Raw genomic sequence first — 24,571 nt, 5'->3', positions numbered from 1 at the left:
ATAACAATATTTGCATACATCAATTGTTATAGAAGAGTATGAATATTGAATTAAGAAATATGAAAAGTGATACTGTTGTTTTGAAGTTAAAGGAATCATTAATTATATAGCTTTGAGTGGACCAACACAGTAAACTAAAAAACTATAACTTGGGAAATAACAAAAAAGAATAAAAGCAAATAACTGTTAGTTATGAATAATATAACACGTAGAAATGCATAAACATAAATAGAGTGTATGTGTAAGAGTTGAAATATCGAAAAAAGTTGTACTACACCAACATTTATAGATATAGGTAGATAAAGGGTATAACAAAAAGTTATACTCGCATTGGATTTATCTGTTCTGTATGCTTATTATGCATATATTTGCATATATGGTTGACAATAATAAGAAAAATGAGTAGTATTTATGAGAATTAACAAATGTCACACTTTGAGTAGATATTTAATCTTATATTTCTATAACAGTTTTGTAAGTAAGAAATTTCTTTCATAATAGAAATAAAAGAATTGAATGTATAGTGTGATTGTTAGATAGCTGAATAAGTCATTCAAACTAAAGGAGATGGTAGTATGATCGACATTTTAGATCGCGTGCAAGGCGCAGCGTTGCAAGCAAAAATTACTACAGCAGAAGAAGCAGCTAAATTGATTAATCCAGGAGACCATGTAGGTATCAGTGGTTTTACACCATCTGGTTACCCTAAAGCAGTGCCATTGGCTCTAGCAAAACGCATGGAATCAGATCCTTTCCAAATTGATCTTTGGACTGGTGCATCAGTTGGTGATGAAGCAGACGGAGCGTTAACTCGTGTAAACGGTATTCGTCGTCGTTTCCCATATCAAACAAATAACGATACTCGTAAAGCTTTAAATAGCCAAAAAATTCGTTATATTGATATGCACCTTAGCCAAATGGCTCAACAAATCCGGTATGGTTTCTTCGGTGACACTGACGTAGCTATCATTGAAGCGGTTTGCATCCGTGAAGATGGTGGTATCGTTCCTAGTACATCCGTTGGTAACTCTCCAACATTTGTTAGCCAAGCTAAAAAAGTTATCGTAGAAGTGAACGTATCTCAACCAATGTCTTTGGTAGGTATGCACGATATCTATGAACCACAAGATCCTCCATACCGTGAGCCATTCCCAATCAAAGCGGCTGGCGATCGTATCGGAACAGATTACATCCCATGTGATCCTGCGAAAATCGTAGCTATCGTTCCATGTGATGTACCTGACACAACTCGTCCACTAGCACCAATCGATGATGATGCAAAAGCGATGAGTCAACATTTGATTAACTTCTTCTTAGAAGAGGTAAAAGCAGGTCGCTTACCTGAAAACTTATTGCCATTACAATCTGGCGTAGGTTCCGTAGCAAATGCTGTTGTGTCTGGCTTGGCGGAAGGTCCTTTCACAAACTTATCCATTTTCACAGAAGTTATCCAAGATGGTATGTTGGACTTAATCGATGCAGGTAAAGTAACAGATTGCTCTGGTACAGCATTATCCCCATCCCCAGATGGATTGAAACGCTTCTATGACAATATTGAAAAATACAGCAAACATATTCTCTTGCGCCCACAAGAGATTTCCAATAACCCTGGATTAGCTCGTAGACTTGGTGTTATCACTATGAATACAGCGATTGAATTCGATATCTTTGGTAATGTAAACTCTACTCATATCATGGGTAGCAAAATGATGAATGGTATCGGTGGTTCCGGGGACTTCACTCGAAATGGTTATATCTCCATTTTCTGTACGAACTCTGTAGCAAAAGGCGGAGACATCAGTTCCATCGTTCCTTTTGTATCCCACATTGACCATACAGAACATGATGTACAAGTATTCTGTACAGAACAAGGTATTGCCGATGTTCGTGGTTTGGCTCCAATTGAAAGAGCATACAAAATCATTGAAAACTGTGCTCACCCAGACTACAAACAAGAATTACTTAACTACCTCGAAAGAGCTATTGAAAAGACAAATGGCGCCCATACACCTATCTTATTAGATGAAGCTCTTTCTTGGCATAAACGCTTCACTGAAACAGGAAGCATGAAAAAACAAGGTTAATTTTATAGGAGGATGATGAACATGGCTAATGACAACTTAAAAGCCAAACTTGCTGAATATGATGCAGCGTACGCTAAAAACTGTGAGAAAGTACCTGCTCGTCAAAACTTACCAGAACAACCGGTATACACACCGCTTGATTTAGAAGGTTTTGATTATGAACGTGATCTTGGATTCCCAGGATTCTATCCTTACACTCGTGGTGTGCAACCTACTATGTACCGTGGCCGTTTCTGGACAATGCGTATGTATGCTGGTTTCGCAACTGCTGAAGAGTCCAACAAACGTTACCGTTACTTAATCGAGTCCGGTGCAACTGGTCTTTCTTGCGCATTCGACTTACCAACACAAATCGGTTATGACTCTGATGATGTTATGGCTGAAGGCGAAGTTGGTAAAGTAGGTGTTGCGATTGACTCCTTAAAAGATATGGAAATCTTGTTCCAAGGTATCGACTTAGGCAAAGTTTCCACTTCTATGACAATCAACGCTCCTGCATCTGTACTTCTTGCTATGTACATTGCAGTTGCTGAAAAACAAGGTGTACCTTCCACTGAACTTCGCGGTACAATTCAAAATGATATTTTGAAAGAGTACGCAGCTCGCGGAACTTACATCTTCCCTCCAAAACCATCCATGCGTTTAATCACTAATATTTTCGAATATTGCTCTCAATATGTGCCAAAATGGAATACTATCTCCATCTCCGGTTACCATATTCGTGAAGCTGGTTCCACTGCTGCGCAAGAAATCGCTTTCACAATTGCTGATGGTATTGCATACATCGAAGCAGCTCTTAAAGCTGGCTTAGAAGTTGACGATTTTGCAGGTCGTTTATCCTTCTTCTGGAATGCACACAACAATGTATTAGAAGAAGTTGCAAAATTCCGTGCATCCCGTCGTCTATGGGCACATATCTTGAAAGAACGTTTTGGTGCTAAAAAACCTAAATCCATGATGTTACGTGTACATACTCAAACAGCTGGTTCTATGTTGACTGCACAACAAGTTGACAACAACATCGTTCGTGTTGCTCTTCAAACTGCAGCTGCTGTAATGGGTGGTACTCAATCCTTACATACTAACTCTCGTGACGAAGCATTGGCTCTTCCAACTGAAGCATCTGTACAAATCGCTCTTCGTACTCAACAAATCGTTGCTTACGAATCCGGTTTAGCTGACGTAGTTGACCCATTGGGTGGTTCTTACTATGTAGAAGCTATGACTAATGCTATCTATGAAGAAGCTAAAGCATACATCCAAAAAATCGATGAAATGGGTGGCGCTGTTGAAGCTATCGAAAAAGGTTACATCCAAAAAGAAATCCAAGAGTCTGCTTATAAATGGCAAATGGAAGTGGAATCTGGCCTTCGTACAATCGTAGGTGTTAACAAATTCCAAGTTGAGGAAAAACCAGTTGAAGGTCTTCTTCGTATCGATGCTTCTGTAGGTATCAACCAATCTAAGAAAACACAACAAGTTCGTGCAGACCGTGATCAAGCAGCAGTTGATGCAGCATTAGCAGCATTAAAAGCTGGTGCAGAAGATGAATCTGTAAACTTGATGCCATTAATCTTGGCTGCCGTTAAAACATATGCTACATTAGGTGAAATTTGTAACGTATTGCGCGGCGTATTCGGTGAATACCAAGCTCATTCCACACTATAATTAATCGAACCTATTTGGAGGTATAACATCATGGCAGAAAAACGTATCAGAGTAATCGTAGCAAAACCAGGTCTTGATGGTCATGACCGTGGTGCAAAAGTAGTAGCACGCGCACTTCGCGATGCTGGTTTCGAAGTTATCTACACAGGTCTTCGTCAAACTCCAGAACAAATCGTTGAAGCTGCTCTTTCTGAAGACGTTAACGTAGTTGCGTTATCTCTTCTTTCTGGCGCGCACAACACATTGTTCCCTAAAATCGTTGAAATGCTTAAAGAAAAAGGCATGGGCGATGTATTAGTAGTTGGTGGTGGCGTTATTCCTGACGCTGATATCCCTGGCTTAAAAGAAGCTGGCGTATCCGCAGTATTCACACCAGGCACTCCAACAGCTGATGTAATTGAATTCATCAAAGCTAACGTAAAATAATATACTTGAGCTAGGCTCGGGCATGTATGTTCGAGCCTAGACGTATATATAATTGGGACGGTGACAATATGGATTTAATCAAAGAACTATTAGAAGGTTCTCGTCTTGCTTTGGCTCGGTCGATTACGGCTGTAGAAAATGAATACGATAATGCGATCGACATTATGAAATCTATCTATCCACGTACTGGTAAGGCTCGTATCTTGGGTATCACAGGTGCTCCAGGAGCTGGTAAAAGTACATTGACAGATAAAGTGGTTAAGCATTATCTAGAACAAGGTAAGAGAATCGGCATCGTTGCTGTTGACCCAACCAGTCCATTCTCGGGCGGCGCTATTTTAGGTGACCGTATTCGGATGAATGATTTGACATTAAATGAAAATGTATTTATCCGTAGTATGGGTACACGTGGTAGCCTAGGTGGATTATCTAAAAAAACAGCAGATGTTGTTAAATTAATGGATGCATTTGGCATGGATCTTGTTATCATAGAAACCGTAGGTGTTGGACAATCCGAAGTAGATATCGTTAAAAATGCAGATACTACATTGGTTGTATTGGTACCAGGTTTAGGTGATGATATCCAAGCAATCAAAGCGGGTATTTTAGAGATTGGCGATGTATTCGCTATCAATAAAGCAGATCGCGATGGCTGTGATAAGCTTAATGTTGAAATTGAAATGATGCTAGATTTAGATTCTCGTGAACTTGATTGGAGACCACCAATTAAGAGAACTATCGCTAGTAAAGATGAAGGTGTTGATGAATTAGTGGAAGCACTAGATGAACACTTTGAATATCTTGAAGATAGTGGAGAATTAGCAGCTCGCCGTGCAGAACGTACGCATGATGAACTAGTAGCGATGATCAATGAGCAAATTATGCGTTATGTTCATGAACATGTGGTTGAAAGCGACGCTTTCAAACAAGATGTAGCAGCTGTTAATAATAGAACTAACGACCCTTATAGTGTTGTTAACTCGGTATTAGAAAAGTCCTTAAAAAGATAATAAAAAGAATGATAAAAATCTAATATCGTGGTATCATATAAGTAATCGAAAGATGACAAAAATCACTTTCGAGTTGCAGCTCATTTGAAAGGAGAGTTATTATGGCATTCAAAGTATTACAAGTAGACCACATCGGTATCGGTGTATCTGACTTGGCAGCAACAAAAGAGTTTTATAAAAACGCACTTGGTATGGAACATCTACCAGAAGATGAAGTAGTTGAAGAGCAAAAAGTAAAAGTAAGCTTCTTCCCTTGCGGTGATGCTGAACTTGAGTTCTTAGAATCTACAACTCCAGATGGCCCTATCGGTCGTTTCATCGAAAAAAATGGTGGCCGTAATGGTATCCAACACGTAGCACTTCGCGTTGATGACATCAAAGCAGCGATTGCTGACTTAAAAGCAAAAGGTGTTCAATTAATCGACGAAGAACCTCGCTATGGTGCTGGTGGATCTGCAATTGCATTCCTTCATCCAAAAGCTACTGGCGGTGTTTTATTAGAACTTTGCCAACGTATGAAATAATAAACTATATCCGTAATTATTCTATGGAGGTGTAAAATGGCAACGGTTCAGGAAAAAATTGAATTATTGCACAAAAAGCTGTCCACTGTTAAACAAGGTGGCGGTGAAAAACGCGTAGAAAAACAACATGCGAGCGGTAAATATACAGCTCGTGAACGTATTGAAAAATTATTCGACGAAAATAGTTTTGTTGAATTAGATCAATTCGTTAAACATCGTTGTGTGAACTTCGGTCAAGAGAAAAAAGAATTACCAGGTGAAGGCGTAGTGACTGGTTACGGTACTATCGACGGACGTTTGGTATTTGCTTTTGCTCAAGATTTTACAGTAGAAGGTGGTTCCCTTGGGGAAATGCACGCTGCTAAAATCGTTAAAGCACAACGTATGGCAATGAAAATGGGCGCTCCTATTATCGGCATCAATGACTCCGGTGGAGCTCGTATTCAAGAAGCAGTAGACGCATTAGCTGGCTACGGTAAAATCTTCTTTGAAAACACTAACGCTTCTGGCGTTATCCCACAAATTTCCGTTATCATGGGACCATGTGCAGGTGGTGCGGTATACTCTCCAGCATTAACTGACTTCATTTACATGGTTAAACATACATCTCAAATGTTCATCACTGGTCCAGCAGTTATCAAATCTGTAACAGCAGAAGAAGTAACAGCAGAAGACCTTGGTGGTGCAATGGCTCATAACAGTGTATCTGGTGTAGCTCACTTTGCAACAGAAAACGAAGATGATTGCTTAGCACAAATTCGTTACTTGTTGAGCTTCTTACCAAGCAACAATATGGAAGATACTCCATTAGTTGACACTGGTGATGACCCAGCTCGTGAAGATGAAGGTTTAAATACTTTACTTCCAGATAATCCAAATATGCCTTACGACATGTTTGATGTGATTCGTGCAACAGTAGATAATGGTGAATACTATGAAGTACAACCACACTACGCACAAAATATCATTACATGTTTCGCACGTTTTGCTGGACAAAGCGTAGGTATCATTGCTAACCAACCACGCGTAATGGCAGGTTGCTTAGATATCAATGCATCTGACAAATCTTCCCGCTTTATCCGTTTCTGCGATGCTTTCAATATCCCTGTTGTAAACTTCGTTGACGTACCGGGCTTCCTACCGGGCACAAACCAAGAATGGGGCGGCATCATTCGTCACGGTGCGAAAATGTTATATGCTTACTCTGAAGCAACAGTACCTAAAATTACTGTTATCACTCGTAAAGCATATGGTGGATCTTACCTTGCAATGTGTTCCCAAGATTTGGGTGCAGACCAAGTGTATGCATGGCCTACATCTGAAATTGCTGTAATGGGACCTGCTGGTGCAGCGAACATCATTTTCAAACGTGATGAAGATAAAGATGAAAAAACAGCTAAATACGTAGAAGAGTTTGCAACTCCATACAAAGCTGCTGAACGTGGATTCGTTGACGTGGTAATTGAACCTAAACATACTCGACCTGCTATCATCAATGCATTAGCAATGTTGGCAAGTAAACGCGAAACCCGTGCTCCGAAAAAACACGGTAATATCCCTCTATAAACTATTTCCTAGAGGCATACTACACACTTTGCTTCTTGCATGATTCTACTATCATGGTTCTCTATTAATGAGGTGAAAGTATGACAGATAATCCGTGGCTAATTATGGCCATCAATATGACAATTGTATTCGCCGTTCTAATTTTGTTAGGCGTGCTTATGCATATTATTTATCTAGTAGATCCTACAAAAAAAAAGTCAACTAAGGCTGAGGTAGCAGAGGTACCATCAGCCACAGCTCCTAGTGTGGCAAGTACCACAACAAAACATGACGAAGTGGTTGCAGCCATTGTGGCAGCAGTATGTGCGATGGGATATTCCAAATCACAAATTGCTTCCGTAAGACCGATTGTGAGCACAGGTTGGAAATTGGACGGTAGACTGCTAGGTAGGAATGTAACCAGATAGTTTGGAGGAGAACTTAATGAATAAGACTACCAACGCACAAGCTGCAAACAAAGAAACAGAAGTTGTAGCAGCTATTGTCAGTGCTATCGTTGCTATGGGCTATTCGCAAAATCAAATTGCATCCATTCGCCCAGTAGTGTCTAATTCTTGGCGACTAGCTAGTCGTTTACAGGCCCTATAAGCTAATCTAAGCTTATGAAAAAGTTTCATTACAAATAGGTAATTCAGGAGGAAGTTATAATGAAAAAGTTCAATGTTACAGTAAACGGTACAGTTTATGAAGTAGAAGTAAATGAAGTTGGCGGCGCAGCTCCAGTAGCAGCAGCTCCTAAAGCAGCAGCTCCAGCTCCTAAAGCAGCTCCAGCAGCGGCTCCAGCTCCAGCAGCGGCAGCAGCTCCAGTTCCAGCAGGCGCAGAAACAGTAAAATGCCCAATGCCAGGTAAAATCTTATCCGTAGCAGTTACAGCTGGTCAAGCAGTTAAAAAAGGCGATCTTCTTTGCATCTTAGAAGCTATGAAAATGCAAAATGAAATCTATGCTCCACATGATGCAACAGTAGCTGAAGTTCGCGTAGCAGCTAACCAAACTGTAGCAACTGGCGACGCTTTAGTTGTTTTAGGCTAATCATAACTTTATACTGCTTAAACTAAACCCTTCTATTTCTTAAGGAGGAACTCCATATGGACGCTTTTCTTGTTGCACTCAACTCTGTTTGGGTGGATAGTGGTTTTATTAGTTTCACAATGGGTCATGGTATCATGATCCTTGTAGGAATTATCTTATTGTATTTAGCTTTTGCGAAAGGCTTTGAACCTCTATTGTTGAGTCCAATCGCATTTGGATGTATTTTGGCTAATATTCCTAATAATGGTTTCCATGAAGGTGTTATGAACCTCATTGGATTAGGGATTAAATACGAAATTTTTCCACCTCTTATCTTCCTAGGGGTAGGTGCTATGACTGACTTCGGTCCACTCATTGCAAATCCTAAAACATTATTATTAGGCGCAGCAGCTCAAATCGGCGTATTCGTGGCTCTTGGTGGAGCGATGATGGTTGGATTTACTGCGAAACAAGCAGCAGCTATCGGTATCATCGGTGGTGCTGATGGTCCTACATCCATTTACTTAGCTTCAAAATTAGCTCCTGAGTTATTAGGTGCTATCGCAGTAGCGGCATATTCCTATATGTCTCTTGTACCATTGATTCAACCTCCGGTTATGAAGTTATTTACAACTAAAAAAGACCGTGAGATTGTAATGGAACAATTGCGTGAAGTAACTCGTTTTGAAAAAGTTGTTTTCCCAGTAGTAGCGACAATTTCCATTTCCTTGTTGTTACCGCCAATCACTTCTTTATTAGGCATGTTGATGCTTGGTAATTTATTCCGTGAATCTGGTGTAACAGCTCGTTTGGCAGATACTTCTGAAAACGCTTTGATTAACACAGTAACAATCTTCTTAGCTACTGGTACTGGTCTTACAATGACAGCAGACAGTTTCTTAAATTTAGAAACCATTAAAATTATCGTATTAGGCTTAATCGCTTTTATCGGTGGCACCGCAGGTGGTGTTATCTTCGGTAAATTAATGTGCTGGGTAGATGGTGGTAAAACAAATCCATTGATCGGCTCTGCAGGTGTATCTGCGGTACCAATGGCGGCCCGCGTATCTCAAGTTGTTGGTTCACAGGCAAATCCAGCGAACTTCCTATTAATGCATGCGATGGGGCCAAATGTAGCAGGTGTTATCGGTACAGCTGTAGCAGCTGGTACGATGCTTGCTATGTTGAAATAATTTGCAACAGTGTCTAGGCAATTCGTCTAAAAGGATTGCCTAGGCTATTGCAGATACTTTTTATGATGAACTATATAGTTTGTCTTAAAGCGCTTTAGAAATACTTAGACTTTTTTCACTTTTATTATGTATGAGGTGACGCCTATGATATTATCAGACGAAGGAAAGGTTTTTGCTTGTATTTGTATTGCGCTTTTTATTTTTATTATCACCGCACTCCTATTAGGTGAAGAGCGAAAATCTAAATGGTTTCAAAAACGAAAAACATATAGCTTTTTTCTCCGCCGTGGCCTACTTGGAGAGTGGCTACATTTTGGATACCCTTGTACAGCAGAAGGGTATGGAGTAGCGGCGATTATGTTATTTCTTATTGGCCTATCTTCCTATATTATATTCGCTTTTTTTTAAAGCGTTTTGCAGCTAATAAGAAATGTATCCCTTAGTGAGGAGTTGATTCTTATGGATCCGGCTGTACAAACCTTAATTGTCCTTGGTGTAATGGCGTTATTATTTGTAACAGAAATTATTCCACTCGCAATTACTTCTATCGGTGGTGCTATGGCACTTGGTTTATTAGGTGTTATTCCAATGAAGCAAGTATTTAGTGGTTTATCCGATAGTACAGTAGTTTTATTCGCAGGTATGTTTATTATTGGTGCTGCATTATTCCATACTGGTTTAGCACAAAAAATTGGTATTTCCGTTGTTAATAAAGCAGGTAAAAGTGAAAATGGTCTTATGATTGCTTTAATGCTTGTAACAGCAGGTATGTCCTCTGTGCTTTCTAACACAGGTACGGCAGCAGCGTTATTGCCAGTAGTTATTGGTATTTGTACATCTGCTAAAATTCCAGCATCTCGTCAATTGATGCCTATGGCATTTGCTGCTGGGATTGGTGGTATCATCACTTTAGTAGGTACACCTCCTAATATCATCATCAATGGTGCATTAGGCCAAGCTAAACTACCTCAATTCGGTTTCTTTGAATTTGCATGGATTGGTATTCCTTTAACAGTTGCATTTATGATCTACATGGTAACGATTGGTAAACATTTCTTACCTAAACATGATGGTAATGCAGATGCTGAAGTAGAACAAGAAGTGGATGCTAGTGAAATTTCTAATGACCCTAAAAAAATGTGGTACTCTGGTATCATCTTATTAGGCGTTGTATTATTCATGGCATTGTCTGATCCATTAAAAAGTATTGGTATTAATGTTCCTCTTCATGTAGCTGCTATCGTAGGTGCTATTTTAGCTGTTTTAGCTGGTTGCTTGAAAGAGAAACAAGCATATCAATCTATAGATTGGGTAACTATTTTCCTATTTGCAGGTATGATGCCAGTAGCAGCTGCTATGAATGATTCTGGGGCTGGTAAAATGATTGCTCATGCAGTAGTAGGTATTATGGGTGATAACCCAAGCCCTTACTTTGCAACAGCTGTGTTGTTCTTATTATCTTGTATTTTGACACAATTTATGTCCAATACAGCATCTTGTGCATTGTTAGCTCCAATTGGTATCTCCATTGCACAAGCGATGGGTGCAAGCCCTCATGCAGTACTTATGGCGATTGGCGTTGCCGCATCTTGTGCATTTGCCACACCTGTAGGTACACCACCTAATACAATCGTATTAACACCTGGTAATTACAAATTTATGGACTATGTAAAAGCAGGTACTCCATTGATCGTGGTTTGCTTTATCGTAAGTCTTATTATCATTCCAATGGTATGGCCTTTCAATATGCCATAATGTAACGTAGATTATTACGGTATAATACAAAATCAAATAGGTAATCTATAAGGACTGACTAAGGATCTTGTTTGCAAGATTTTGTAGTCAGTCCTTTTTATGAAAGGTATTAAAGAAATAATCTAAAAGGATTGCATATACTTTTATAGCATGGTACATTAGTAATACAAATAATTATTTAGAATAGTTAGGAGCTATTATAATAGTTTAATAAATAGTAGTTAATACTAGGTTTTATATACTAATAATAAGAAGGTGAATGTGTGAGACCTACATATGTAGAAATTGATACAGCACAAATACGAAGTAATTTACGGAAAATTAAAGATTGTTTACCAGAGTGGTGCACGAGTACTGCAGTGGTGAAAGCAAATGCTTATGGACATGGTAGTGTTATGGTAGGACGTATTGCCGTAGAGGAAGGGTATGAGTCGCTAGCCGTAGCTTTTCCAGAAGAGGCGATTCCTTTGCGTGAGGCAGGTATAACGGTACCTATTTATCTATTAGGTCTGACGCTGCCCCAATCCTTTGATTTAGTGATAGAAGGGCATTCTAGACCTGCTATTTGTGAATCCACAGATTTAGAAGCGTTGGATGAATGTGCTCGTCGACATGAAACAATTGTAGAGTGCGCTATTGCTGTAGATACAGGTATGCATCGTATCGGTAGTAAGCCAGATGATGTATTAGCATTTTTAGAAACAGTAGAGTCTTATGAATATTTACGAGTAGATGGATTTTTTACACACCTAGCCAATGGCGATGCTGCGGATCAAACTCATGCCAATCAACAAGTACAACAATTTCGAGATGTGGTGGAGTTAATTCGTGCCAATCGTACTGAGGATTATCGCTTTTCTTTAGCCAATAGTGCTGGATTGTTGGCAGTAAGAGATAGTTTATTTAACGATGCTCGACCAGGTATTATTCAATATGGCATTATGCCTTCCATGGATGTGCCTAATCGATTGGGATTGAAACCAGCTTTGAGTTTATATAGTAAGGTAGTACATGTACAACATTTACCCAAAGGGTCATCTATCGGTTATGGAAGTACCTATACAACGATGGCTGAGGAAACGATCGCTACTATACCTGTGGGTTATGCCGATGGATATCCTAGGGCGTTGTCTAATAAAGGATCCGTGCTTATCCATGGTACACGCTGTCCTATAGTAGGGCGTATCTGTATGGACCAATTTATGGTGAAAGTGCCAAGTCATATTACCGTAGCTCCAGGAGATGCTGTTGTGCTATTAGGACAACAAGGACAAGAGAGTATTACAGCGCTTGAATTGGCTTATTTGGTTGGGACCATTCCTTATGAAATATTCTGTAATTTCTCAGAACGGGTGCCAAGACATTATATTTAGAGGCTATCTTGTTACACCCCCTTTTACTAGAGATATGTTGTTACACTCTCCTTTGAGCAATATAACTATAAATGTAACTACAATGATAAGATTAAGATGAATACAAAGAATGCTCTACTTAGGTTCTCTTTGAGAGAGGCACTAGGTAGAGCATTTTTATTGTAATTTGTATGTATACTATACGTATTGTAGGCTATATAGAGTTTCTTATTTATTGGTTTTCATATATGGGAGAGCTAAATAAAGAACGTGCTGCATTTTCGATATACAGAGCTGTATTAGATTGGTTCATTGTGTATAAATGAATACCAGATACGCCTTCTGTCACAAGGTCTACGATTTGATTTAAGGCGTAAGCAAGACCAGCATCACGAAGGGCGATTGGATCATGCTCATATTTGTCTAAAATAGCTTTAAATTTGCGTGGAATAGCGGTAGCATTGCTTGTTAATAGACGCAAAGCTTGGTTGCGGTTGATGATAGGCATTACTCCGGCTAAGATTGGTACATCAATGCCTGCTAAAGCGCATTTTTCTTGGAAATCGTAGAATACATTGTTATCTAAGAAAAATTGTGTTACTAATAGTTCACAGCCGGCATCTACTTTTTCTTTTAGAAATTTAATGTCCTGTAATTGATTGGGTGAGTCTGGATGCACTTCTGGATAGCAAGCACCAGAAATTTGGAAATGCGGAGCATAGTCTTTTACAAAATGTACGAGTTCAGAAGCATATTTGAAGTCTCCTACTGGTGGTAGGTCTTCTAAAATATCGCCACGAAGTGCCAGTAGCTTATGGATACCTAGTTGATCTAATTGATCAATAACGGAGCGCACTTGCTCTTTAGATAAATAAATAGCTGGTAAATGGGCTTTCGTAGGGATATGCAATGTGTTTTGTACATAGTTGGACAACTTGATAGTTGTTTCTTCAATATTGCGTTGTTTATTACTGCAGGTAACAGAGATGAACTCTGGTTTTAAACTTTTTAATTCGTCTAAGACCGTAATGATTTTTTCATCGCCTACTTGTGTGTTAGGAGGGAATATTTCGTAAGATAATGTTGGTCGTTTTTGTTGTATAGTTTCGCTCATGGCTGGTTCCTTTCATATCAGTAAAACATGTTCTTATGATACCAATTTTTTTCTATATAGACCAATTCTTAATATATATAGTTTGTTATAGGTAAAAGCTATAGAATGAAATGTAATGAAAATTAGAATCTAGTGATATGCATATGAAATTAGCATAGAGAAAACAGGAGAATCGTATGCTATATGTATTGGAACTTTCATTAGAAATCTATATAATAGTAGTATTCGGAATACTGCTATTGCTAGTTAGTTATAGTAGGACTTTCAGAAGAAGAGAAAAATGAGGGAATGTAATTCCTGTAGTCATAGAGTTGTGCATGTCTATTGTGCAAGAAAGGAGAAAGTGATGAGTCAATTACTAGAAGAAATTGAATCCTTGCGAAGATCCATGAAAACATTAAATGATTTTTTCTTCGACCATCCAGAACTAGGGAATGAAGAGTTTTTAGCCCATGGTAAATTAACAGATTTACTGGAAAGTGAAGGGTTTACTGTAGACCGTGAAGTGAGTGGTTTACAAACCGCATTTCGTGCTGTGTACCATGTGCAAGGAGGAGGACCGAAAATTGGGCTTCTCTGCGAATATGATGCCTTAGAAGGTTTGGGTCATGCTTGTGGGCATAATCTGCAAGGGCCTTCCATCTGTGCAGCAGCCATTGGTTTACGTCGTACCTTGCAAGTGCCAGCTACCTTGGTGGTGTATGGGACACCAGCAGAGGAAACAGCATCTGGCAAATTGGTGATGGCAAAAGAAGGCGTTTTTGACGATTTAGACGTGGCTTTCATGATGCACGGTAGTGATTCTACAACGGTAGATGGCAAGTCCTTGGCGCTTAACTTGGTAAATATCAAATTCCATGGCAAATCGGCTCATGCAGCGATTGCTCCAGAAAAAGGCATCAGTGCTTTGGATGCAGTGTTGTTATTCTTTAATGGCATGGAATATCTTCGAGAACATGTGCCTACAGAAGTACGTATGCATGGGATTATTACAGATGGTGGTAAGGCAGCGAATATCGTACCAGATTATGCGTGTACACAGTGGTATATTCGTTCCTCTAGTCGCATTCGCTTAGATGAAGTAGTGGAGCGCGTGAAACAAGTGGCTCAAGGGGCAGCCTTGCAAGTGGGAGCTACTATGGAATGGGACGAAGTAAAAGCCTATGATAACAAGGTCAATGTGCAAAGTTTAAATGATTTACTCTTAAAGAATGCGGAAATCGTAGGCGCTCCAGATATTTCAGAACCGAGAAAGGTAACTGGTTCTACTGACTTTTCCAGTGTTACGTTCCGCGTACCAGGAGCTTGTTTACGGGTTAAATTTGTAGGCAGAGGGGTGACGAGTCATTCTCAAGAATGGTTAGATAACGGCAAAACGCAATTGGCAGAGGATGCCATTATGTACGGTGCTAAAGGCATTGCTGTAACAGTAGAGGAAATCCTCACCACACCGGGCTTATTGGCTCAGATTCAAGAAGACTTTCAACAGTCGAAAGCAAATTATTAATTAGCCTATCTTCATAGGTAAAGGAGAAGTAGTTATGAATTTATTGTTGTGCGCTATCGTAATTTTAGGCGCAGGTACATTGGTGATTAAAAAGTTTAAAGCACAAACAGTATTGTTGTTAGGCGGTTTAATCATGATGCTAGGGGCGTACTTCCTTGGCTATACAACAGAGTTTGTAGATGCAAAAAAAGGAACAGGCATGATGTTCTTTGATGCTTTTGAGTGGATTAATAATACCACTGCAAAGGATGCAGCAGGCTTGGGTCTCATGATTATGACATGTACTGGTTTTGCTAAATACATGGATCATATCGGTGCTAGCTCTCGTTTGGTGACAACTGCGATTAAACCATTGCAAGCGATGAAAGCGCCTTATTTGGTATTATCTTTAACATTCTTAGTGAATATGTTTATGTCCTTGGTAATCCCTAGCGCATCCGGTCTAGCTATGTTGATGATGGTCACTATTTTCCCTATCTTGGTACGCTTAGGCGTAAGTCCAGTTGGGGCGGCGGCAGCGGTAGCTACTGGTCATTTGTTGGATATTGGACCAGCCTCTGCTACAAGTCTATTAGTGTCTAAAACAGTGGGGTTAGGAGTAGAAGAATACTTCGTAGGCTATCAATTGAAAGTATATATTATCTGTGGTATTGTGACGGCCGTTGCTCATTACATTTGGCAACAATATATGGATAAAAAATCTGGTCATGTTCCGTCCGAAGTAGTACATACAGAAGCACAAGAAGAAGTAGCAGTAGGACCTCTTGTGTACCTAGTATTACCATTCTTGCCACTTGTATTTATGTTAGGATTTAGTAAATATGGCATTGCGGGCATTAAGATGAATGTAAACTTGGCGATGTTCTTGAGCTTATTCATTGCTATGGTGTTTGAATTCATTCGATTCCGTGATTTCCGAAAAGTAGCTGCGTCTATCCAAACATTCTTTAAAGGTATGGGCGATCAATTTACAAATACCGTAACTTTAATCGTAGCAGGGGAAACCTTTGCATTTGGTTTGACATCGTTAGGAATTGTTAATGAGTTCGTAGCATTCATTAAAACCTTCTCCATCCAAGCAGATATAGTAGGTGTTATTGTATCTGGTATTATTTTAGTGTTGAGCATTGTGATGGGCTCTGGTGTGGCCTCTATGTTTGCATTCTCCCCATTAGTGCCAAACTTTGCCAAAGAATTAGGTGGTAATGCAATTACTATGCTACTTGGTATGCAAAATGCGGCCTCTGTAGGACGTTTGTTAAGTCCAATTAGTGCAGTTATGATTGCCGTGGCTGGTGTGGCAAATATTTCTAGTTTTGATTTAGTAAAACGAACTGCAGTGCCAGTATTAATTACTTTCATTACTTCTACCATTTGTATTTTGATTTTCCATTAATTGGTGAAAGTCGTATAGAAGTAAGGTTTTCTGTAATTCCTAAGAATTTGATAGAAATTAAATGTTGACGATGAGAGGTCTTTTTTGTATTATATTTGTACAAGACTATTACCCTATGAGGGTGAATAATGGAATCGTTAACAACATGAAGTACCTAACGTGTAAGTATGTATATCTTACTCGTTAGGTTTTTCATTCCTATGAAAGTAATGATCAATGGATGTACTTCATGATAGATATAGAAAAGGCCAATACAGATGAGAATACAACAATTACAATATTTAGAAAAAATTGCAGAAAAAGGATCTATTAATGAAGCGGCTAAGGAATTATATTTATCCCAACCTAGCTTATCCAATGCAGTGAAAGAATTAGAACATGAAATGGGTGTTCAACTACTATTGCGTACTAAATCAGGAGTTACTTTGACTCATGATGGTCGAGAATTTATGATTTATGCTCGGCAAGTGCTAGATCAAATTCAATTATTAGAAGAGCGATATAAATCGAATACCAAACGAAAAGAACATTTCTTTATTTCCGCTCAGCATTATGCCTTTGTGGTCCATGCATTTGTAGAGCTTATCAAAAGTGTAGATACTGATGAATATCAATTTGGTTTACGTGAAACAGAAACGCAAAATATTTTTGAAGATTTAGCTACTTTCAAAAGTGAATTAGGTATTTTGTATTTGAACAACTTCAATCGTCAAGTGATGGAGAAATTATTTAAAGAGTATAAATTGACATTTTATCCATTATTTGAAGCGGAACCACATGTATTTTTGTGTCGTGAACATCCATTAGCGAAACAAGATAAAATTACACTAGAAGAATTAGAAGACTTCCCATACTTAAGTTATGACCAAGGGGAAGATAACTCCTTCTATTTTTCAGAAGAAATTTTAAGTACTTTAGACAGAAAAATGACTATCAAAGTATCGGACCGTGCTACAATTTTCAACTTAATGGTCGGCTTAAATGGATATACCATTAGTTCTGGTATTTTGAGTCGTGAGTTAAACGATGATAAGATCATCGCCATTCCTCTAGATGTAGAAGATACGATGACTATGGGTTACTTAATGCCACATATGCTAGAGCCAAGTCCCATTGCGAAAAAATATTTAAAACTCTTGAAAGAACATATTCGTAACTATGGTTTTGAAGTCATGGAATGGAAAAAGAAATAAGCTTTTGTAATAGAATATAAGCGATAGAACAGAGGTATGCTACTGTAGGCGTACCTCTGTTTTTGCATATCTAGTAGGTGCTATTGCATAGAATGGGAAGTTCTTTTGAAAAAGGAGTGAGTGATGGTAGAAGAGTGAAGGCCTGTAAGAAGATGAAAGAGAGGCGAGTTAGTAGACAGTGTGTAGAGAGACTTAGGGATATAGAGAGATGTGCATATGTTAGGATGTAACGAGTCTATTGAGGATAAATATAGATTATACATTAAATAACTATTAGTAATGAATAGATGGTCTATTATGAGATAGATGCTAATCATTGCGTTAGTAAGATTGTAAAATGCGTTATAAGTATCTTGCGATAACTGAAAATTATGTAAATGTGAAATATTGTTATAGTCCATAAAGGCCGTTCTATTCTTTCAGAAAACAGTTTATAATCAAGGTATAACTTTATATTCGCCTTACTGGTGCCGCAAGGCTTAATAGGGAAGCTTGGTGAAAAGCCAACACGGTCCCGCCGCTGTAAAGGGGAGCGAAACTTCATGTAGCGTCACTGGGAAACTGGGAAGGCGAAGCGTAGCGAAGATCCTGAGTCAGAAGAACTGCCGTAAGAAGCATGTCGTTAGATCCGCGAGAGACGGGTAGAGATGGTTTTGCGCTAAGTGCATACGCTAAATCATAACCTACCGTTTTCAATCGAAAACGGTTTTTCTTTTATGAATGATAGTTATATCTTTCAGTAAGAGACTAGGTAGGGTGATGAGTTATAGGGATGGGTAGGGTATACCCAGTTTCTAATTGTTTATTTTATTTTATGAGAGCTGCAACGATTACATAAGCTATTAGAATCTCTATAATGAGGCAAATCTCACTAGAAAAGTGGTTTGAGTAAGGGAACGTATGCCTATGTGGTCAGAGAAAGGAAGCTAGACTATGGGACAAGACAAGCATCATGAACCACAAGTTCACGAAGAACAGTTTGAGCTACCAGATGTATCGTTTGATGAGTTTTCTATCCCTACCTACGAGGAGTGGAAAACGACGGTAGAAGGTATCTTGAAAGGGAAAGATTTCCAAAAAAGTATGTATACAAAAACATACGAAGGAATTACTTTACAACCAATGTATTGGTTGAGCGACCAAGAGGGATTGACTCAAAACTTGACATATCCTGGTCGTGATAGCAATTTACGGGGGGCGAAAGCTAGTGGATATATCCATACACCTTGGACAATTGCACAACGTTGTGACGGAAAAACAATTGCTGACATGCATGACATGTTACAATTTGAATTAGATAAAGGTAGCACAGCTATCAGTTTCACACTGGATAGTGCTACACGGAAAGGACAAGATGCTACGAAAGCTGAAGCTAAAGATGTGGCTGACGCAGGGGTGTCTTTGTCTACTGTAGAAGAAGTGGAAGCTTTATTAAAAGGCATGGACTTAACTACAAAAGAATTAGATATTCGTACAGGTGCTAGTAGCGTATGCTGGGCGGCTGCATTACATGCGCTTTGCGAATCTCAAGGGGTGGATGTAAAATCCTTGTCCGGTATGATTGGGGCAGATCCAATTGGTACTTTGGCACAAGATGGTCATTTATCACGCCCTATGGACGAATATTTCGATGATATGGCACATACCATTGCTTGGGCATCTGCACATGCACCACAATTGCGCACAGTTTTGGTAGATACAGATGTATACCATAATGGCGGTGGCAATGACGTACAAGAATTGGGTTTTGCTATGTCTACGGCTGTGACATATTTACGTGAGATGGAACGCCGTGGTATCGATGTGAATACATTTGCAAAACAAATTCGTTTCCATGTCAGTGTAGGAGCTAATTTCTTCATGGAAATAGCTAAACTACGTGCTATAAAAATGGTATGGGCTCAAATTATTGAACATTGTGGTGGTAATGAAGAAGCGAAGAAAATTAACTTGTTCGTAAGTACATCTCACTTTACACAAACTGTATTTGATCCATATGTAAACTTATTACGTGCTGGTTCTCAATCCTTCTCCGCAGTAGTAGGTGGTATGGATGGTATGTTTGTACGACCTCTTGATGGCTGCATTCGTCCAAGTGATGAATTCTCTCGCCGTATTGCCCGTAATATTCAAATCATGGAGCAACAAGAGTTCAACTTTATTCAACCAGTTGACCCTGCCGGCGGTAGCTGGTACTTAGAACCATTGACACAAGAATTGACTGAAAAATCTTGGGCATTGTTCCAAGAATTAGAAGGTAAAGGTGGCATCTTAGAAACATTAGTATCTGGTGAAACGCAAGAAGCCGTGGATGCTATTTTACAAAGCCGCTTTAAAAACTTGGCAACCCGTAAAGATCGTGCCGTTGGTAGTAACATGTATCCAAATATGACGGAAGAATTACTAGAAGTGCCAGTGGTAGATTTTGAGGGCTTACGCCAAGTTCGTGTAGCAGCATTAGCTAATGTGGGTACAACTGATGCAGCTGAATTAGCTCTAAAAAAATTACAAGAATCCGACTTCAGTGAAATTGGTTCTTTGGTAAGTGCTGCGTATACTGCATTAGTAGCGGGCGCTAGCTTTGGACAAGTTTTTGAAGCCTTAGCAGATGGTAGTGAAGGTATCACTGTGAAAGCAATTCTATCTCATCGTTGGACAGAACAATACGAAGAATTGCGTATGCGCACTGAAAACTTCAAAGAAACACATAATGGGGATAATGTTAAAATCTTCTTGGCTAACATGGGTCCAATTCCTCAACATAAAGCGAGAGCCGATTTTGTTACTTCTTTCATGCAAGTAGCTGAATTTGATGTGCTTACAAATGATGGATTCCCAACTGTAGACGAAGCAGTAGCAGCTGCCTTAGCATCGAATGCAGATGTGACAATCGTATGTTCCACTGACGATACATACCCAGAATTGGCACCAGCAGTGACAAAAGCAATCAAAGCCGCTCGCCCAGCTATGAAAGTATTCTTGGCAGGGGCTCCATCTCCAGAGTTGAAAGAACTTTGCGATGCAGCAGGCATGGATGATTATATTAGTGTACGCTCCAATTGCTATCAAACATTATTAGCAATGCAACGCGAGAAAGGAATGATGTAGATGATTCCGGATTTTAGAAATATTCCTTTTACAGCTGCTAGCCCAAAAGCATCCGATTTCGATGCATGGAAAGAGCAATTACAAGCTGAAACTGGCAAGTCCTATGATGACAACTTCATTCGTACTATGGAACAAATCGATGTGGGTCCTGTGTATGATGCCTCCATTTATGATCAATGTAACCATTTACAATATGTAGCGGGTATTCCTCCGTATCTTCGTGGACCATATGGCACAATGTATGTACAACGTCCTTGGACAGTACGTCAGTATGCAGGTTTCTCCACAGCGGAAGAATCCAATGCCTTTTATCGTCGTAACTTAGCGGCAGGTCAAAAAGGTTTGTCTATCGCCTTCGACTTGGCTACTCACCGTGGTTACGACTCTGACCACCCTCGTGTAGTCGGTGACGTTGGTAAAGCCGGCGTTGCGGTAGACTCTATCTTGGATATGGAAATCTTGTTCTCTGGTATTCCATTGGACCAAATGTCTGTATCTATGACAATGAATGGTGCTGTATTACCAGTTATGGCCTTCTATATCTTAGCCGGTGAAGAACAAGGCGTAGATAAATCCGTTATGGCAGGTACGATCCAAAATGATATTTTGAAAGAGTTCATGGTGCGTAATACTTACATTTATCCACCAGCAGCTTCTATGCGTATCATCGGTGATATCTTCGCCTATACATCTAAATACATGCCTAAATTCAATAGTATTTCTATCTCTGGTTACCATATGCAAGAAGCAGGTGCTACAGCAGATATCGAATTAGGTTACACCTTGGCCGATGGTTTGGAATACTTGCGTACAGGTGTGGCAGCGGGTCTTACAGTTGACCAATTCGCACCGCGCTTATCCTTCTTCTGGGCGATGGGTAAAAACTACTTCATGGAAATCGCTAAAATGCGTGCAGGCCGTATGTTATGGGCTAAAATTGTTAAATCCTTTGGTCCAAAAAATGTTAAATCTATGGCATTGCGTACTCACTCCCAAACATCTGGTTGGTCTTTAACAGAACAAGATCCATTCAATAACATCACTCGTACTTGTATCGAAGCGATGGCAGCAGCTTTGGGTCATACCCAATCCTTACATACAAATGCTCTTGACGAAGCGATTGCGTTGCCTACAGACTTCTCGGCGCGTATCGCTCGTAATACGCAATTGTATATCCAAGATGAAACTAATGTATGTAAAGTTATCGACCCATGGGGCGGTTCTTACTATGTAGAATTCTTGACTAACCAATTGATCCGTAAAGCTTGGGCTCATATTCAAGAAGTTGAAGCCTTGGGTGGTATGTCTAAAGCGATTGATACAGGTCTTCCAAAAATGCGTATCGAAGAAGCGGCAGCTCGTCGCCAAGCGCACATTGACTCTGGTAGTGAAAAAATCGTCGGTGTCAACTACTTACGCCTTGATAAAGAAGATCCATTAGATATCTTGGAAGTAGACAATACAGCTGTACGTTTGGCACAGATCGAACGCTTGAAAACATTGCGTGCTAATCGTGATAATGACAAAGTACGTAGCTGTTTGGATGCGATTACAAAAGCGATGGAAACAGGAGAAGGAAACTTGCTTGAATTAGCCGTAGAAGCAGCTCGTGCTCGTGCGTCTAAAGGTGAAATCTCTGATGCAGTAGAAAAAGTATGTGGCCGTCATAAAGCGATTATTCGCTCCATTTCTGGCGTATACAGCAGCGAATTCAGCGATGATGATGTAATCACAGAAGTACGCAGCATGACTGAAAAATTTGAAGAGAAACATGGTCGCCGTCCACGTATTTTCGTAGCGAAAATGGGTCAAGATGGTCACGACCGCGGAGCTAAGGTAATTTCTACAGCCTTCGCAGATATGGGCTATGACGTAGATATTGGACCTTTATTCCAAACTCCAGAAGAAGCAGCAAAAGATGCGGTAGATAATGACGTACATATCGTAGGTATGAGTTCCTTAGCAGCTGGTCACAAAACATTGATGCCTCAATTATGTGAAGAGCTTAAAAAGCTAGGCCGTGAAGATATTATGGTTGTTATCGGTGGCGTTATCCCAGCTCAAGATTATGATTATCTCTATGAGCATGGTGCAGCAGCGATCTTTGGACCTGGTACCATCATTCCAGTATGTGCTAAAAAAGTACTTGAATTGTTAGAAGAACGTCTAGAAGAGGAAGAATAATTAGTATTCAAAATCTGATATACGTATATAGGTAAGACATGACACGTAGTCAGTGCCTCGTGCTACTTTGTAGCTGGCTACTGATTGCGTGTTTGTCATATTCGAATCGGTGAAAGGAGGGTGTCTTATGAGTGATGATACCTATAAGCCTTCTTGGGTTCCTGAGGAGAAAGATGATAAATTTGCATGCCGTGTTATGCGCGGTGTGGACGGTGGCCATGATGGGATGGATGCACATACCCATGCGCCACAAAAGCCAGTAGCTCCTAAGGTAGTAAAACGGAAAAAATTGACCGTTGATGACTATGTAGAAGGGGTGCTAGCTGGTAATCGAATGGTTTTATCCCGTGCCATTACTTTAATTGAAAGTAATGCAGCTGCCCATTTCGAAATGGCGCAGCAGGTAATCCAACGATTATTGCCATATACTGGTAAATCTACCCGTGTAGGGATAACAGGGGTACCGGGTGCTGGTAAATCGACTTTGATTGAAGCACTGGGCACAAAGCTATGTCAAAACGGTCATAAGGTGGCTGTTCTTGCAGTAGACCCATCGAGTACAGTGACAGGCGGATCTATCCTAGGGGATAAAACGCGGATGGAACAACTTTCACGGGAGCCGAATGCATTCATTCGCCCATCCCCATCAGGTGGCACTTTGGGCGGGTTGACTCGTAAAAGTAGAGAAACCTTGCTGTTATGTGAAGCGGCAGGGTACGATACAATCCTAGTAGAAACCGTAGGAGTAGGACAAAGTGAAACTACAGTACGTTCCATGGTAGACTTTTTCTTGCTTGTAGTGCTTACTGGCGCTGGGGATGAATTACAAGGCATGAAAAAAGGTGTTATGGAATTAGCCGATGCTATAGTGGTCAATAAAGCTGATGGTGACAATTTACAACGGGCAAAAGTGACACGCCAAGAATACGAACGTATTTTATGGTTTATTCGTGATGCGACGGAACAATGGACAACCCATGCCTACACATGCTCTGCTTACACAGGGGATGGTATCATGGAGTTATGGCAAGGGGTTATCGAAAAATTCATGGAACAATGTGAAGGCAATGGAGTGCTACAAGCACGTCGCCGTGATCAAACCTTATCGTGGGTATATTCCATGGTAGAAGAACATTTACAAAACTTGTTCTATCGTGCACCAGAAATTGTAGCGTGTCGTGGTGGCATCGAAGACGCGGTTATTGAGGGACGTTTAACACCAACATTGGCGGTGCAACAATTCATTAATACATTTACACAAACAGCTTTGGGGGATCAAGCAAAGAATACCCCATTATTTGAGCTGAAATAAAATAGAAACAGGAGGGGGAACTCTCCTGTTTTGTGCTACTGAGGGCGAAATCCTAGTAGATTTTAGGGTATATGAATTTTGAAAGATACATGATGAAAAACGTTTAATAAAAATCTACATGTGTGATAAAAGTAACATAAAAACAATATAAATGTGTATTCTAAATGGA

The 24,571-nt window shown here is 39.8% G+C and carries 20 protein-coding genes and 1 riboswitch; of the genes, 19 read left to right on the top strand and 1 reads right to left on the bottom strand.

Annotation, left to right across the window (positions count from 1 at the left end; translation table 11 throughout):
• The first annotated feature begins 575 nt into the window (after nt 1–575).
• The 13 genes from HMPREF3032_RS00640 to alr all read left to right on the top strand — a co-directional run bounded on the left by HMPREF3032_RS00640 (nt 576) and on the right by alr (nt 12,609).
• The gene (locus HMPREF3032_RS00640; RefSeq protein WP_009352985.1) at nt 576–2,084 is read left to right on the top strand and encodes an acetyl-CoA hydrolase/transferase family protein; all 1,509 of its coding nucleotides are present in this window, start codon (nt 576–578) and stop codon (nt 2,082–2,084) included.
• Between the two features lie 21 nt (nt 2,085–2,105).
• Nucleotides 2,106–3,752, top strand: a complete 1,647-nt coding sequence (locus HMPREF3032_RS00635; protein ID WP_062401070.1) for an acyl-CoA mutase large subunit family protein — start codon at nt 2,106–2,108, stop codon at nt 3,750–3,752.
• A 30-nt stretch (nt 3,753–3,782) separates the two neighbouring features.
• Nucleotides 3,783–4,178, top strand: coding sequence for a cobalamin B12-binding domain-containing protein (locus HMPREF3032_RS00630; protein WP_009352817.1), 396 nt, complete (start codon nt 3,783–3,785; stop codon nt 4,176–4,178).
• Between the two features lie 68 nt (nt 4,179–4,246).
• Entirely contained in the window at nt 4,247–5,188 is a 942-nt protein-coding gene (gene meaB / locus HMPREF3032_RS00625; protein ID WP_062401068.1) for a methylmalonyl Co-A mutase-associated GTPase MeaB, read from the top strand.
• A 101-nt stretch (nt 5,189–5,289) separates the two neighbouring features.
• The gene (gene mce, locus HMPREF3032_RS00620; RefSeq protein WP_009352819.1) at nt 5,290–5,712 is read left to right on the top strand and encodes a methylmalonyl-CoA epimerase; all 423 of its coding nucleotides are present in this window, start codon (nt 5,290–5,292) and stop codon (nt 5,710–5,712) included.
• Between the two features lie 36 nt (nt 5,713–5,748).
• A complete protein-coding gene (locus HMPREF3032_RS00615) occupies nt 5,749–7,278 on the top strand; it encodes a methylmalonyl-CoA decarboxylase subunit alpha (RefSeq protein WP_062401066.1) in 1,530 nt (509 codons plus the stop codon).
• Between the two features lie 80 nt (nt 7,279–7,358).
• Complete coding sequence (locus HMPREF3032_RS00610; RefSeq protein WP_062401065.1) at nt 7,359–7,685, top strand: methylmalonyl-CoA decarboxylase subunit epsilon; 327 nt, start codon at nt 7,359–7,361, stop codon at nt 7,683–7,685.
• Between the two features lie 16 nt (nt 7,686–7,701).
• Entirely contained in the window at nt 7,702–7,866 is a 165-nt protein-coding gene (locus tag HMPREF3032_RS07615) for a methylmalonyl-CoA decarboxylase subunit epsilon (RefSeq protein WP_009352831.1), read from the top strand.
• A 59-nt stretch (nt 7,867–7,925) separates the two neighbouring features.
• Entirely contained in the window at nt 7,926–8,309 is a 384-nt protein-coding gene (locus tag HMPREF3032_RS00605) for a methylmalonyl-CoA decarboxylase subunit gamma (protein ID WP_009352906.1), read from the top strand.
• Between the two features lie 56 nt (nt 8,310–8,365).
• The gene (locus HMPREF3032_RS00600) at nt 8,366–9,481 is read left to right on the top strand and encodes a methylmalonyl-CoA decarboxylase subunit beta (protein ID WP_062401063.1); all 1,116 of its coding nucleotides are present in this window, start codon (nt 8,366–8,368) and stop codon (nt 9,479–9,481) included.
• 144 nt (nt 9,482–9,625) lie between these two features.
• A complete protein-coding gene (locus HMPREF3032_RS00595; RefSeq protein ID WP_082717761.1) occupies nt 9,626–9,889 on the top strand; it encodes a hypothetical protein in 264 nt (87 codons plus the stop codon).
• A gap of 51 nt (nt 9,890–9,940) precedes the next feature.
• A complete protein-coding gene (locus tag HMPREF3032_RS00590; protein WP_062401061.1) occupies nt 9,941–11,236 on the top strand; it encodes an SLC13 family permease in 1,296 nt (431 codons plus the stop codon).
• Between the two features lie 263 nt (nt 11,237–11,499).
• On the top strand, nt 11,500–12,609 hold the full coding sequence (gene alr / locus HMPREF3032_RS00585; protein WP_062401058.1) for an alanine racemase: 1,110 nt from the start codon (nt 11,500–11,502) through the stop codon (nt 12,607–12,609).
• 211 nt (nt 12,610–12,820) lie between these two features.
• Here the strand turns inward: alr and metF are convergent, their stop codons facing one another.
• Nucleotides 12,821–13,702, bottom strand: a complete 882-nt coding sequence (gene metF / locus HMPREF3032_RS00580; protein ID WP_062401056.1) for a methylenetetrahydrofolate reductase [NAD(P)H] — start codon at nt 13,700–13,702, stop codon at nt 12,821–12,823.
• A gap of 346 nt (nt 13,703–14,048) precedes the next feature.
• On the opposite strand from metF, the gene HMPREF3032_RS00575 reads away from it, so the two are divergent.
• The 6 genes from HMPREF3032_RS00575 to meaB (HMPREF3032_RS00550) all read left to right on the top strand — a co-directional run bounded on the left by HMPREF3032_RS00575 (nt 14,049) and on the right by meaB (HMPREF3032_RS00550) (nt 24,402).
• Nucleotides 14,049–15,209, top strand: coding sequence for a M20 family metallopeptidase (locus tag HMPREF3032_RS00575; protein WP_062401054.1), 1,161 nt, complete (start codon nt 14,049–14,051; stop codon nt 15,207–15,209).
• Nucleotides 15,210–15,243: 34 nt separating this feature from the next.
• Entirely contained in the window at nt 15,244–16,605 is a 1,362-nt protein-coding gene (dcuC, locus tag HMPREF3032_RS00570) for a C4-dicarboxylate transporter DcuC (RefSeq protein WP_062401052.1), read from the top strand.
• 257 nt (nt 16,606–16,862) lie between these two features.
• Nucleotides 16,863–17,798, top strand: a complete 936-nt coding sequence (locus HMPREF3032_RS00565) for a LysR family transcriptional regulator (RefSeq protein WP_062401051.1) — start codon at nt 16,863–16,865, stop codon at nt 17,796–17,798.
• A gap of 448 nt (nt 17,799–18,246) precedes the next feature.
• Nucleotides 18,247–18,423, top strand: a riboswitch (cobalamin riboswitch).
• A 308-nt stretch (nt 18,424–18,731) separates the two neighbouring features.
• Complete coding sequence (locus HMPREF3032_RS00560; protein ID WP_062401049.1) at nt 18,732–20,906, top strand: methylmalonyl-CoA mutase family protein; 2,175 nt, start codon at nt 18,732–18,734, stop codon at nt 20,904–20,906.
• Nucleotides 20,907–23,090 carry a methylmalonyl-CoA mutase gene (gene scpA, locus HMPREF3032_RS00555; protein WP_062401047.1) on the top strand — a complete coding sequence of 728 codons (2,184 nt, stop codon included), beginning with the start codon at nt 20,907–20,909 and terminating at the stop codon, nt 23,088–23,090.
• A 127-nt stretch (nt 23,091–23,217) separates the two neighbouring features.
• Entirely contained in the window at nt 23,218–24,402 is a 1,185-nt protein-coding gene (gene meaB / locus HMPREF3032_RS00550; RefSeq protein ID WP_062401045.1) for a methylmalonyl Co-A mutase-associated GTPase MeaB, read from the top strand.
• The last annotated feature ends 169 nt before the right edge of the window (nt 24,403–24,571 follow it).

Origin of the sequence: Veillonella sp. DNF00869 (genome assembly GCF_001553345.1) — a bacterium.
GTDB lineage: Bacteria > Bacillota > Negativicutes > Veillonellales > Veillonellaceae > F0422.
Note: the sequence above shows the minus strand (reverse complement) of the source record. Positions and strands in the feature narration are given on the sequence as shown.

What these genes read in the sequence shown, in the direction of transcription:
- HMPREF3032_RS00640 (WP_009352985.1), top strand. Translation starts at nt 576, where the DNA reads ATGATCGACATTTTAGATCGCGTGCAAGGCGCAGCGTTGCAAGCAAAA.
- HMPREF3032_RS00635 (WP_062401070.1), top strand. Translation starts at nt 2,106, where the DNA reads ATGGCTAATGACAACTTAAAAGCCAAACTTGCTGAATATGATGCAGCG.
- HMPREF3032_RS00630 (WP_009352817.1), top strand. Translation starts at nt 3,783, where the DNA reads ATGGCAGAAAAACGTATCAGAGTAATCGTAGCAAAACCAGGTCTTGAT.
- meaB (WP_062401068.1), top strand. Translation starts at nt 4,247, where the DNA reads ATGGATTTAATCAAAGAACTATTAGAAGGTTCTCGTCTTGCTTTGGCT.
- mce (WP_009352819.1), top strand. Translation starts at nt 5,290, where the DNA reads ATGGCATTCAAAGTATTACAAGTAGACCACATCGGTATCGGTGTATCT.
- HMPREF3032_RS00615 (WP_062401066.1), top strand. Translation starts at nt 5,749, where the DNA reads ATGGCAACGGTTCAGGAAAAAATTGAATTATTGCACAAAAAGCTGTCC.
- HMPREF3032_RS00610 (WP_062401065.1), top strand. Translation starts at nt 7,359, where the DNA reads ATGACAGATAATCCGTGGCTAATTATGGCCATCAATATGACAATTGTA.
- HMPREF3032_RS07615 (WP_009352831.1), top strand. Translation starts at nt 7,702, where the DNA reads ATGAATAAGACTACCAACGCACAAGCTGCAAACAAAGAAACAGAAGTT.
- HMPREF3032_RS00605 (WP_009352906.1), top strand. Translation starts at nt 7,926, where the DNA reads ATGAAAAAGTTCAATGTTACAGTAAACGGTACAGTTTATGAAGTAGAA.
- HMPREF3032_RS00600 (WP_062401063.1), top strand. Translation starts at nt 8,366, where the DNA reads ATGGACGCTTTTCTTGTTGCACTCAACTCTGTTTGGGTGGATAGTGGT.
- HMPREF3032_RS00595 (WP_082717761.1), top strand. Translation starts at nt 9,626, where the DNA reads ATGATATTATCAGACGAAGGAAAGGTTTTTGCTTGTATTTGTATTGCG.
- HMPREF3032_RS00590 (WP_062401061.1), top strand. Translation starts at nt 9,941, where the DNA reads ATGGATCCGGCTGTACAAACCTTAATTGTCCTTGGTGTAATGGCGTTA.
- metF (WP_062401056.1), bottom strand. Translation starts at nt 13,702, where the DNA reads ATGAGCGAAACTATACAACAAAAACGACCAACATTATCTTACGAAATA.
- HMPREF3032_RS00575 (WP_062401054.1), top strand. Translation starts at nt 14,049, where the DNA reads ATGAGTCAATTACTAGAAGAAATTGAATCCTTGCGAAGATCCATGAAA.
- dcuC (WP_062401052.1), top strand. Translation starts at nt 15,244, where the DNA reads ATGAATTTATTGTTGTGCGCTATCGTAATTTTAGGCGCAGGTACATTG.
- HMPREF3032_RS00565 (WP_062401051.1), top strand. Translation starts at nt 16,863, where the DNA reads ATGAGAATACAACAATTACAATATTTAGAAAAAATTGCAGAAAAAGGA.
- HMPREF3032_RS00560 (WP_062401049.1), top strand. Translation starts at nt 18,732, where the DNA reads ATGGGACAAGACAAGCATCATGAACCACAAGTTCACGAAGAACAGTTT.
- scpA (WP_062401047.1), top strand. Translation starts at nt 20,907, where the DNA reads ATGATTCCGGATTTTAGAAATATTCCTTTTACAGCTGCTAGCCCAAAA.
- meaB (WP_062401045.1), top strand. Translation starts at nt 23,218, where the DNA reads ATGAGTGATGATACCTATAAGCCTTCTTGGGTTCCTGAGGAGAAAGAT.